The 10823-nt window shown below is 69.5% G+C and carries 12 protein-coding genes; 4 read left to right on the top strand and 8 right to left on the bottom strand.

The genetic code is table 11. The features are described 5' to 3' along the window. From ACN675_RS08605 to pdhA, 3 genes are all read right to left on the bottom strand, one after another. On the bottom strand, positions 1-466 hold a 466-nt coding region (locus ACN675_RS08605; protein WP_420750447.1), incomplete at its 3' end, for a biotin/lipoyl-containing protein. Positions 467-496: 30 nt separating this feature from the next. Continuing rightward, on the bottom strand, positions 497-1480 hold the full coding sequence (locus ACN675_RS08600) for an alpha-ketoacid dehydrogenase subunit beta (protein WP_420750446.1): 984 nt from the start codon (positions 1478-1480) through the stop codon (positions 497-499). Next, the gene (pdhA, locus tag ACN675_RS08595; protein ID WP_420750445.1) at positions 1477-2580 is read right to left on the bottom strand and encodes a pyruvate dehydrogenase (acetyl-transferring) E1 component subunit alpha; all 1104 of its coding nucleotides are present in this window, start codon (positions 2578-2580) and stop codon (positions 1477-1479) included. Before pdhA ends, ACN675_RS08600 begins: the two co-directional genes overlap by 4 nt. 168 nt (positions 2581-2748) lie before the next feature. Here pdhA and ACN675_RS08590 point away from each other — a divergent pair, with 168 nt between their 5' ends. Further along, entirely contained in the window at positions 2749-3219 is a 471-nt protein-coding gene (locus ACN675_RS08590; RefSeq protein WP_420750444.1) for an Lrp/AsnC family transcriptional regulator, read from the top strand. Positions 3220-3290: 71 nt separating this feature from the next. Here ACN675_RS08590 and ACN675_RS08585 read toward each other — a convergent pair whose 3' ends face one another. The 3 genes from ACN675_RS08585 to ACN675_RS08575 all read right to left on the bottom strand — a co-directional run bounded on the left by ACN675_RS08585 (position 3291) and on the right by ACN675_RS08575 (position 6336). Beyond that, the gene (locus ACN675_RS08585; RefSeq protein ID WP_420750443.1) at positions 3291-4463 is read right to left on the bottom strand and encodes a thiolase family protein; all 1173 of its coding nucleotides are present in this window, start codon (positions 4461-4463) and stop codon (positions 3291-3293) included. A gap of 101 nt (positions 4464-4564) precedes the next feature. Further along, positions 4565-5050, bottom strand: coding sequence for an acyl-CoA thioesterase (locus ACN675_RS08580; RefSeq protein ID WP_420750442.1), 486 nt, complete (start codon positions 5048-5050; stop codon positions 4565-4567). Positions 5051-5121: 71 nt separating this feature from the next. Next, a complete protein-coding gene (locus tag ACN675_RS08575; protein WP_420750441.1) occupies positions 5122-6336 on the bottom strand; it encodes a benzoate/H(+) symporter BenE family transporter in 1215 nt (404 codons plus the stop codon). Positions 6337-6487: 151 nt separating this feature from the next. Between ACN675_RS08575 and ACN675_RS08570 the strand changes: the two genes are divergently transcribed. The 3 genes from ACN675_RS08570 (at position 6488) to ACN675_RS08560 (ending at position 9195) form a co-directional block, all read left to right on the top strand. Further along, a complete protein-coding gene (locus ACN675_RS08570; protein WP_420750440.1) occupies positions 6488-7339 on the top strand; it encodes a DUF5995 family protein in 852 nt (283 codons plus the stop codon). 152 nt (positions 7340-7491) lie between these two features. After that, complete coding sequence (locus ACN675_RS08565; protein WP_420750439.1) at positions 7492-7923, top strand: YciI family protein; 432 nt, start codon at positions 7492-7494, stop codon at positions 7921-7923. A gap of 3 nt (positions 7924-7926) precedes the next feature. Further along, the gene (locus ACN675_RS08560; RefSeq protein WP_420750438.1) at positions 7927-9195 is read left to right on the top strand and encodes an RNA polymerase sigma factor; all 1269 of its coding nucleotides are present in this window, start codon (positions 7927-7929) and stop codon (positions 9193-9195) included. A gap of 9 nt (positions 9196-9204) precedes the next feature. Here ACN675_RS08560 and ACN675_RS08555 read toward each other — a convergent pair whose 3' ends face one another. Then, on the bottom strand, positions 9205-10023 hold the full coding sequence (locus tag ACN675_RS08555; RefSeq protein ID WP_420750437.1) for a shikimate 5-dehydrogenase: 819 nt from the start codon (positions 10021-10023) through the stop codon (positions 9205-9207). Between the two features lie 85 nt (positions 10024-10108). After that, a complete protein-coding gene (locus ACN675_RS08550) occupies positions 10109-10774 on the bottom strand; it encodes a dihydrofolate reductase family protein (protein ID WP_420750436.1) in 666 nt (221 codons plus the stop codon). Between the last annotated feature and the right edge of the window lie 49 nt (positions 10775-10823).

The raw sequence follows: 10823 nt of genomic DNA, 5'->3' as shown, positions 1-10823 counted from the left end.
GGCGTTTGGCCTCGCGTCGCGCCGACGGCTTCGCGTCCGGGCGGTGCGGCTCGGCGTGCAGGTGCGGTGCGCTGTGCCCGTTTCCCGAGGGCCCGTCCGGCGGCGGCCCGGCTTGCGCGAGGGTCCGGGCGGCCCGTTTGCTCACCGGTGGACGGCCGGGACCGTAGCCGACGAGCACCGGGGTCTGGGATTCGGCACCGGCGTCGTGTGGGCCTTCGCTGGGCACCGCGATCCGGATGATCGGTGCCCCGACCGGTACCGTCGTTCCGGGCTCGGCGAGCAGTTCCGCCACCGTCCCCGCGAACGGCGACGGCAACTCCACCACCGCCTTCGCCGTTTCCACCTCCGCGACCACCTGGTTGAGCTCGACGCGGTCGCCGACGGCTACCGTCCAGGACACGAGGTCGGCCTCGGTCAGGCCCTCACCGAGATCCGGCATCCGGAATTCCTTGACGGACTGGTTCATTCGGCGTGTCCCTTCAGGCGGTGTGTCCCCTCAGGCGGCGAGGCTGCGGTCCACGGCATCGAGGATGCGGTCGGGATCCGGCAGGTGGTACGCCTCGAGTTTCGCCGGCGGATACGGGATGTCGAATCCGCCGACGCGCAGCACCGGCGCCTCCAGCTGATAGAAGCACCGTTCGGAGATCTGCGCGGCGATTTCGGCGCCGAGCCCGCAATTCACCGGTGCCTCCTGCGTGACCACGAGCCGGCCGGTGCGGCGCACCGACGCCTCCACGGTGTCGACGTCGAGCGGCGACAGCGACCGCAGATCGATCACCTCGATCGAATGTCCTTCGGCCGCCGCGATATCCGCGGCCTGCAGGGCCGTCGTCAGCATCGCGCCGAACGTCACGAGCGTGACATCGGTACCCGGCCGGGTGACGCGCGCCCGGTCCAGCGGCAGTTCCGGTGGGGTGTCGAGGTCGACCTCGCCGCGATCCCAGTACCGGTGCTTCGGCTCGAGGAAGATCACCGGATCGTCCAGCGCCACCGCCTGCTGGATCATCCAGTAGGCGTCCGACGGGGTACCCGGGCTGACCACCCGCAGGCCCGCGGTGTGCGTGAAATACACCTCGGGGGACTCGGAATGGTGCTCGACGGCACCGATCCCGCCACCGTACGGAATGCGGATCGTGAGCGGCGCGGTGACCGTACCCGCGGTGCGGTAGTGGATCTTCGCGACCTGCGAGACGATCTGGTCGAAGGCCGGATAGACGAACCCGTCGAACTGGATCTCGCACACCGGCCGGTATCCGCGCAGCGCCATGCCGAAAGCTGTTCCCACGATGCCGGATTCGGCGAGGGGAGTGTCGAAGACCCGGTCGGTGCCGAAGTCCTTCTGCAACGTGTCGGTGACGCGGAAGACGCCGCCGAGCCGGCCGACGTCCTCGCCCATGATCACGACCTTGCGGTCGTGTTCGAGCGCGCGCCGCAACCCGGCATTGAGGGCGGCGCCGAGAGCCATCGTGGTGGTGGTCATGATCGTGCCTCCTCGTGCAGTGCGGCGTCGAACCCGGCGAGGTATTCGGCGTAGCGGGCGCGTTGGTCGTCGAGCACCCGGTGCTCGGTGGCGTAGACGTGGTCGAACATCGAGAGCGGTTCGGGGTCGGGGGCGGTGAGCGTGCCCGTGCGCAGCCGATCCGCGGCGGCGTCCGCGTCGGCCTGGACCGCGGCGAGATAGTCCTCGTCGGCGAGACCCTCGCGGTCGAGCAACAGCCGCACCCGGGTCAGCGGATCGCGTGCCCGCCACTCCTCCAGTTCGGCGGGGGTGCGGTAGCGGGTCGGGTCGTCGGACGTGGTGTGCGGGCCCATGCGGTAGGTGAGGGCCTCGACGAACGTGGGTCCTCCGCCTTCGCGGGCGCGGCGCGCGGCCTGCCGGGTGACGGCCAGGACGGCGAGGACGTCGTTGCCGTCGACCTGCACGGCGGGCATCCCGAACCCGGCGGCCCGGTGCGCCAGTGCCACCGGGCTCTGCACGTGCACCGGGGCGCTGATCGCCCAGTGGTTGTTCTGGCAGAAGAACACCACCCCGGCACTCCAGCTCACCGCGAAGCCGAGGGCCTCGGAGATGTCGCCCTGGCTGGTCGCGCCGTCGCCGAAGTAGGCGACGGTCGCGATCTCGGCGCCGTCGAGGTGGGCGCCCATCGCGTAGCCGGTGGCGTGCAGGCCCTGCGATCCGACGACGATCGCCGGGTTGGTGGTGTTGACGGTCGCCGGATCCCAGCCGGAATGCGAGCAGCCCCGCCACATCCGCGTCATGTCCGCGGGATCGACGCCGCGGCACCAGGCCACGCCGTGCTCGCGATAGCTGGTGAAGACGTAGTCGTCGGGTTCGAGTGCGTGCGCGGATCCGACCTGCGCGGCCTCCTGGCCGAGCAGGGGAGCCCACAGACCGAGTTCGCCCTGGCGTTGCAGGGCGGTGGCTTCGGTGTCGATGCGCCGCACGACGACGAGGTCGCGGTAGAGGGTGCGCAGGCGTTCGGGGCCGACATCGGCGACGAGCGCGGAATACTCCGGGTTGTGAACCCGTCGGCCGTCCGGCTGGATCAGCTGGACCGGATAGGCAATCTTGTCGACCACCGTGACCACCTCGTTCGGGTCGGCCCGGGCGCCCTTGTGGGGCGATCCCCGGGCATACCTGTGTTGTACTTCACATCATCCACGTCGGGGACAGCTGCGCAATCGCTTCACCCGCGATTGTGCAGAACGCACGGTTCGAGGGGGTCGAGCGCTGTCATACTGCGGAATATGACCAGTCTCGATGCGACCGACGCGCGGCTGCTGCTCGAGCTGACCCGCACGCCGCGGGCGACGGGAGTGGAGTTGGCGGCGCGGCTCGGGTTGTCGCGCAACACGGTCCAGGCTCGGCTCGCGCGCTGGGAGGCGGAGGGGGTGCTCGCGTCGTTCGAACGACGCGTCGACCCGCGCGCGCTGGGTTATCCGCTCGCCGCCTACGTCGCGACGCGCGTCGACCAGCACCGGCTCGACAGCGTCGTCGCGGCGCTGGCGGAGATCCCGGAGGTCACCGAGGTGTACGGCATGGCGGGGCAGACGGACCTGTCGGTGAAGGTTGTGGCGACCGACGCGGACGACCTGTACCGGCTGGCCGGGCAGATCCTCGAGATCCCGGGTGTCGAGCGCACGAACATGGCCTTGGTGATGCGGGAATTGGTGCCGCAGCGCACCGCCCCGCTGCTGCGGCGGCTGGCGCAGGGCTGAGGTTCCACCGTTCGGACGGCCGGGGCGGCGGCAGTGCTGGGCCCTGCCGCCGCCCACGGACCGTTCCGCCGTTAGAGGATCTCGTAGATGGTGGCGTTGGCGGTGCCGCCGCCCTCGCACATCGTCTGCAGACCGTAGCGACCACCGGTGCGACGCAGGTGGTGGATCAGCGTCGCGGCCAGGCGACCACCGGAGCCGCCGAGCGGGTGACCGAGCGCGATCGCACCGCCGAGCGGGTTCAGCTTCTCGATCGAGGCACCGGTCTCGCGCAGCCACGCCAGCGGCACCGACGCGAACGCCTCGTTGACCTCGAAGGCGTCGATGTCGTCGATCGTCAGACCCGACTTCTTCAGGGCCAGCGCGGTCGCCGGGATGGGGCCGGTGAGCATCTTGACAGGATCGTCGCCGGTTACGACGGCGGTGTGGACGCGCGCGAGCGGGGTCAGGCCCAGAGCCTTCGCCTTCTCCGAGGTGGTGACGAGGACGCCGGACGCTCCGTCGGAGATCTGCGAGGCGTTACCGGCGGTGACGACGCCGTTGTCGAGGAACGGAGCCTTGAGCCCGGCAAGCTTCTCGACGGTCGAGCCGCGGCGCACGCCCTCGTCGGTGTCGATCACGGTGCCGTCGGGCAGGGTGACCGGGGCGGTCTCGTCGGCGAACAGGCCCTCGTCCTGCGCGCGGGCGGCGCGCTCGTGCGACTGCACTGAGTATTCGTCGAGTTCGGTGCGGGAAAGGCCCCACTGCTCGGCGATGATCTCGGCGCCGACGCCCTGGTTGAAGCGGCCGTTGAAGCCGGGAGCGGTGAGCTCCTCGGAGTAGCGGTCGCGGGCCGGGCCGCCCATCGGACCGGTGCCCTCGGGGGAGGACGAGCCGAGCGGAATCGCGGACATGATCTCGACGCCACCGGCGACGACGAGGTCGGCCTGGCCGGAGATCACGGCGGCCGCGGCGGTCGAGATGGCCTGCTGGGAGGAGCCGCACTGCCGGTCGATGGTGAAGCCGGGGACGGATTCGGGCCAGCCGGCGCCGAGCACGGCCATGCGGCCGATGTTGCCGGACTGCATGCCCACCGACTGGACGGTGCCCCAGTGCACGTCGTCGACGAGGGCGGGATCGATTCCGGTCCGCTCGGCGATGGTGCGAAGGATGTGGGCGGAGAGCTCGACGGCGTGGACGCCGGACAGGCCGCCTCCGCGCTTGCCGATGGGGGTACGTACAGCCTCGACGATCACTGCATCGCGCATGTCTTCGGATCACTTCCTCTGGATGGAACTGCACAGTCCCGACGAAGTCTAATCCGGTAAATGAATACCCTGCCAAGCGGATGCTTGGTAGGGACCGCGATTCAGGGTGCGGGTCGTTCCGGCGCGCCCTTGACCAGCTGCATCACGGCCTTGCGGATCTCGTCCGGAATCGGCACCGGTCGGCGTGTGCGCGCGTCGACGTAGACGTGCACGAAACGTCCGGTCGCTGCCGGTGTCAGCGCTCCGTCCGGGCCCTCGCGGAAGATCGCCAGCTGGTAGGTGATGCTGCGTTTGCCGAGGCGGTCGACGTCGATGCCCACCTGCAACCGATCGGGGAACGACAGTTCCGCGATGTAGCGGCAGGAGGTTTCGGCGACCACACCGATGGCGTCGAGTTCGCGGATGTCCACACCGGTCGTCGCCATGAGCCAGCCGTTGACCGCGGAATCGAAGTACGAGTAGTAGGTGACGTTGTTGACGTGGCCGTAGTGGTCGTTGTCCGCCCAACGTGTCTGCATCGGCCACAGCGCCGGGAAGCGGGCCGGGTCGGGCTGCGCGTCGGGAGTCGTCGGCTGGCGGTTGGTCACTAGATCATTGTGTCAGGAAGCACCGAACTTCACCTGAAGAGAGACCGTCGAGGCTTGCTCGGGCCGAATCGTTACCGCTCCACAACCTTTCCTGTACCCGAATTCAACTGTTCGGACGACAGGACCGCGCGCACCGCGAGGCCCGCCACCAGCGCCCAGAAGGCCGCTCCGATGCCGAAGGCGCTCAGCCCCGACGCCGCGACCAGGAACGTCACGACCGCGGCTTCGCGACCGTCGGTGTCGCGCAACGAGGATGCGAGCGCACTGCCCAGGGTGGCCAGCAGTGCAAGCCCGGCAACCGTTTCGACGACCCCGGCCGGGGCGAGCGCCACCAGTGTCGCCACCGCGGTGGACAGCAGGGCGAGTGCCAGGTACGACCAGCCGGCCGTCCACGCCGCCACCCAGCGGCGGTTCGGGTCCGGGTCGGCCTCGGGCGCCGCCGACAGGGCCGCGCTGATCGCCGCCAGGTTGATGGCGTGCCCGCCGGACGGGGCGCCGAGCACGGTTCCGAGTCCGGTCACGGTCATCGCTGCGCGCCAGGGCGTTCGGTAGCCGAACGACGAGAGCACCGCGGTTCCAGGGATGTTCTGCGACGCCATCGTCACGATGTACAGCGGCAACGCGACGCCCAGCAGCGCCTGCCAGGTCCACGCCGGTGTGGTGAACGTCACCGAGGGCAGCAGATCCGCCGGCGCCGGACGAGTTCCGGAGCGCGCCAGGCCGATCGCGATCACCACCGTGGCCGCGGCGAATGCCGCCGGGACCGCCCATCGCGGGCGCAGTCGCAGCACGATCAACCAGGTCAGCGCGACCGGGGCGATGGCAGCGGGATCGGCCGCCAGCGAGGTCACCGGGGCCAGGCACAACGGCACCAGGACACCGGCGAGCATGGCCTGCGCCAGCGACGTCGGGATCGCCGCGATCAGGCGTCCCAGTCGGGGGGAAAGGCCGGTCAGCACCACGGCCAGCCCGACCGCGACGAACGCGCCGACCGCGGCGGGCCAGCCCCCGGCGACGGCACCGGTCCCGGCGAGCAGGGCGGCGCCCGGCGTCGACCAGGCCAGGGTGATCGGGATGCGATAGCGACGGGCCAGCCACAGGATGCCGACGCCCTGTGTCACGCACAGGGTGAGCAGGCCCGATGCGGCCTCCGGCCCGGACGCGCCCACTCCGTGCAGGCCGGTGAGCACGACCGCGAATGAACTGGTGAATCCGACCAGGGCCGTGACGATTCCGGCGCCGATCGGCTGGGAGAGCGGAACCGGTGTCTGCAAGTCGGTGGTCACCGACGGGATTCTGCCGCAGCCCGGGCCGCGGCGTCCGCTCGTACAGCATCGCCGCGGCGGACAAATAGAAGCATTCTCGGTGCACATTTTACTTTCTTAGGATTTTTAAATTGGTACTTGCTTAGGGTTCAGAAATTTGTATTTTTTTAGGATGCGTAAATTGACTGGTTTCGCGACATCGGCCGTAGTTCTCGCACTCGGTTGTGCTCTGGTTGCTCCCGCCGCAGGCGTCGCGGATACGGGTGCCCCTGCCTCGTCGCAGTGCGTGCCCGCGGCCTCCGGAATCGAACAGGCCCGCCTCGCCGAGGTCACCGATCCCACCGGTATCGACTCGTTCGACGCCGCGCGCGACCGCATCGCGCAGCTGCGCGAACTGCTCGTCCACAGTGGCGACTATCGCGGCACGTTCGTGCTGGCGTTCGACGAGATCCTCGAGCTGACCGCTCCGACGCTCAACGCCGGCATCTACGACGACGAGCAGTGGGCGAGCGATCTGGCCGTCGAGGTCGTGCGCCTGTACGTGGCGAACCTGCACGAGTACGTCACCGGCGGGACCCCGGCGCCGCACTGGGCCGACGCGTTCGCGCTCACCGAGCAGTGCGATCGCAGTCCCGGCCGGGTCCTGACCGCGGCGATCGTCGCGCACCTCGTCACCGACTTCCCCGAAGCGCTCGTCACCATCGGATCCGGTCCCGAGCACACGCGCGACTTCTACACGTTCGGGAACGCCCTCGTCGCCGCCGCACCGCGCATCGCCGAGGAGTTCAAGGCCGTGTACGGCACCGACCTCGGACCGTTCTTCACCGGCTGGTTCGTCGGCGATCTGCTCGGCGCCGAGCGGACCACGACGTTGATGTTCCAGTCCGCCCGGACGGTCGCGTGGGTCAACAACTTCGGCCTCCAGAATCCCGCGACCCACGATGCGACCCGTGCCGAGATGCGGATCGCCACCGCCGTGGCCGGCGAGGTTCTCGATCTGCTCGAGGAGGCGCGGACGATCTGAATCCGGCCCTCTTCGTCCGTGGATCCGACTACGGTCGATGCCGTCGGCCCACGGAGCCGAGAAATTCTCCGCGAAGTGTCGATCGCCGGCCGCGCCGCTCGACGTGTACGTGAACGGACCGGAGATGCGGTCCCGTGACGGAGGAGAACCTCATGAAGTACATGCTGATCCTGCGAGTCACCGACCAGGCCCTCGCAGCGTCGAAGGAAGCGGATTTCACGGAAATCGTCAACGCGATGGGCCGATACAACGAAGAGCTCATCAAGGCGGGGGTCATGCTCGCCGGGGAGGGGCTGTCCGACCCCGAGGAGGGATTCGTCGTCGACTTCGACTCCGATCCTCCACTCGTGTCGGACGGGCCCTACGGTGAGACCAAGGAGCTGTTCTCCGGCTACTGGGTCATCCAGACCGCGACGAAGGAAGAGGCAGCCGAATGGGCGAGGCGCTGCCCACTCGGCCCGGGCAGCAAACTGGAAGTGCGCAGGGTCAACGAGCTCGAGGAGTTCGACCAGAGCAACGAGTACATCCAGAAGGAAGCGGGCTGGCGCGAGCAGCTGGGCACGGACCGTCCGATCACCGGCTGAGCCGTGGGCGAGAACGCCGACGCAGAACGCGCACGCCGTGCCGTCGAGGCGGTGTGGCGCATCGAATCGGCGAAAATCGTTGCAGCGCTGACCCGTATGGTCGGCGACCTCGATCTCGCCGAGGACCTCGCCGGCCAGGCGCTGCTCGAAGCCATCGAGCAGTGGCCGGCCGGCGGGGTTCCCCGTAACCCTGCGGCCTGGCTGACCGCCGTCGCCAAACGCCGGGCGATCGACGGGTGGCGGCGGCGGGACCTGCTCGACGAGCGCTACGCGGCGATCGCGCGCGACCTCGACGCGTCGCGCTTCGACGACGAGGCCTGGGATCCCGATCGCATCGACGACGACGTGCTCCGCCTGATGTTCATCGCGTGCCACCCGGTGCTGGGCCGCAAAGCGCAGGTCGCGTTGACGCTCCGGGTGGTCGGCGGCCTGACCACCGAGGAGATCGCCCGCGCCTTCATGATCCCCACCGCGACGGTGCAGCAACGCATCGTTCGCGCCAAGAAGACCCTCACCGCGGCCAAAGTTCCGTTCGAGGTGCCGCCGCGGGCGGAGTTCGCGAACCGGCTGAGCGCCGTCCTCAACGTGCTCTACCTGGTATTCAACGAGGGATACGCCGCGACCTCGGGATCCGAATGGATGCGGGCGGATCTCGGGGCCGAGGCGTTGCGGCTCGCCCGGATCCTCGCCGAACTCGTGCCGCAGGAACCCGAAGCCCACGGGCTCGTCGCCCTGATGGAACTCACGGCGGCGCGTTTCGGCGCCCGCACCACGCCGACGGGAGAGCCGATCCTGCTGGCCGACCAGGACCGCACGCGCTGGGATCGCGCCCAGATCACCCGCGGCGTCGCTGCTCTCGCCCGTGCCGACGCGGTCGGCCGGGGTCGCGGACCGTACGCCCTGCAGGCGGCGATCGCCGAGTGTCACGCGCGCGCGGCAACTTTCGAGGACACCGATTGGGAGACGATCGTGCTTCTCTACGAGGCGCTCGGGCAGGTCGCGCCGTCGCCGGTGGTCGAACTCAACCGCGCCGCGGCCGTGTCCATGGCGTACGGCCCGGCGCCCGCGCTGGAATACGTCGACAAGCTCGTCGCCGACGGCGAACTCGCCGGCTACCACCTGTTGCCGAGTGTGCGCGGCGAGCTGCTCCGGCAGCTGGGCCGCATCGACGAAGCCCGCGCCGAACTGCTCGAGGCCGCGCGGCTGACCGGCAACGAACGGGAGCGCGCGGTCCTGCTCGCGAAGGCCGAGGAACTGCGCGACCGGCCGTGATCGGCACCGTCAGGAGCGGGAGAACTCCGACGCGCGGTGCACCTGCTCGGGCGTCGGGGTCACACCCGTGTACAGCGCGAACTGCAACGCCGCCTGCAGCGCGATCACCTCGGCGCCGGTGATGACCGTGTGACCGTGGGCGCGCCCTGCCCGGATCAGCGGTGTCTCGGGCGGCATCGCGACCACGTCGAAGACCACCGTCGCGGCCTCGACCGCGGCGGACGGGAACGGAAGCGCCTCGGCTTCGGGACCACCCGCCATGCCGATCGGGGTCGCGTTGATCAGCACGGCGGGGGAGGAGTCGCCGAGGTCGGCGCGCCACACGTATCCGTACCGGTCGGCGAGCGCGGTCCCGGCGGCCTCGTTCCGCGCGACGACGGTGACGTCGGTGAAGCCGTGTTCCCGGACCGCCGCGACCACCGCCTTGGCCATGCCGCCGCTGCCCGCGACCGCGACCGACAGCCCCGGATCGACGCCGTGCTCGCGGAGCAGATCCAGCACCGCCTGGAAGTCGGTGTTGTAGGCGTGCAGCACCCCGTCCTCGTTGACGATGGTGTTGACCGAATCGATCGCACGGGCCGACTCGTGCATCACGTCGACGAGCGGGATCACCTTCTCCTTGAACGGCATCGACACCCCGGCACCCCGGATGCCGAGCCCGCGGATACCCGTGACCGCGGCCTCGATGTCGGTGGGCGCGAACGCCTTGTACACGTAGTCCAGGCCGAGTTCGTCGTACAGGTAGTTGTGGAATCGGGTGCCGATGTTGCTGGGCCGGCCCGACAGCGAGATGCACAGCCGGGTGTCCTTGTTGATCCGCGGAGCCATGACCTCCAACCTAAACCCGCTGCACCCCGCGAGGCACTCGGTCTGCGCTCGGAGATGGCGGTCGGTGTACCGACATGTCGGTACCTCAACCACCAGAGCCGGCGCCTCCGACGCGGACGAACCGGGCATGGGCGACCGAGGGGGACGAGACGAACTCGACGCACTCGAAATCGGTGGTGAGCACGTCGTCGTCGAACACGCGCTCGCCGCGGCCGAGCAGCACCGGCACGATCGCCAGATGCAACTCGTCGACCAAACCCGCGCGCAGGTACTGCCGGACGGTCGCGGGACCACCTCCGACCCGCACATCCGCACCGCCGGCGGCCTCGACGGCCTGTTCGAGCGCGTCCTCGATGCCGCCGGTGACGAAGTGGAAGACGGTGCCGCCGCCCAGGGCGATCGGATCGCGGGGATGGTGGGTGAGTACGAAGACCGGGTGATGGAAGGGCGGTTCGTCGCCCCACCAGCCCGACCACTCGTCGCTGTCCTCCCATCTCCCGCGGATGGGGCCGAACATGTTGCGGCCCATGATCGTTGCGCCGATCCCGTCGATCCCGCGGGCCATGAAGTCGTCGTCGACCCCGGTCTCTCCGCCGTCCTTCCCGAACGACCGGTGGAAGGACCGGGTCTCGTGCACCCACCCGAGGATCCGTTCCCCGCCGATCCCGCCGGGGTTCTGCAGGCTCTGATCCGGCCCGGCGGAACAGCCGTCGACCGTGATCGCGAAATTCTGTACCCGAAGCCGTGTCATCGTCGAACTCCTTCGAATCGTCCGGTTGAAATCGTTCCCGTGTCACAGT

This window comes from Rhodococcus sp. O3, assembly GCF_048897285.1.
Taxonomy (GTDB): domain Bacteria; phylum Actinomycetota; class Actinomycetes; order Mycobacteriales; family Mycobacteriaceae; genus Rhodococcus.
This window is presented reverse-complemented; position numbering and strand designations above follow the sequence as displayed.

Bases quoted from the DNA above. Each gene is read 5' to 3' on its own strand.
- ACN675_RS08600 (WP_420750446.1), bottom strand. From the start codon at position 1,480: ATGACCACCACCACGATGGCTCTCGGCGCCGCCCTCAATGCCGGGTTG.
- ACN675_RS08590 (WP_420750444.1), top strand. From the start codon at position 2,749: ATGACCAGTCTCGATGCGACCGACGCGCGGCTGCTGCTCGAGCTGACC.
- ACN675_RS08585 (WP_420750443.1), bottom strand. From the start codon at position 4,463: ATGCGCGATGCAGTGATCGTCGAGGCTGTACGTACCCCCATCGGCAAG.
- ACN675_RS08570 (WP_420750440.1), top strand. From the start codon at position 6,488: ATGCGTAAATTGACTGGTTTCGCGACATCGGCCGTAGTTCTCGCACTC.
- ACN675_RS08565 (WP_420750439.1), top strand. From the start codon at position 7,492: ATGAAGTACATGCTGATCCTGCGAGTCACCGACCAGGCCCTCGCAGCG.
- ACN675_RS08555 (WP_420750437.1), bottom strand. From the start codon at position 10,023: ATGGCTCCGCGGATCAACAAGGACACCCGGCTGTGCATCTCGCTGTCG.
- ACN675_RS08550 (WP_420750436.1), bottom strand. From the start codon at position 10,774: ATGACACGGCTTCGGGTACAGAATTTCGCGATCACGGTCGACGGCTGT.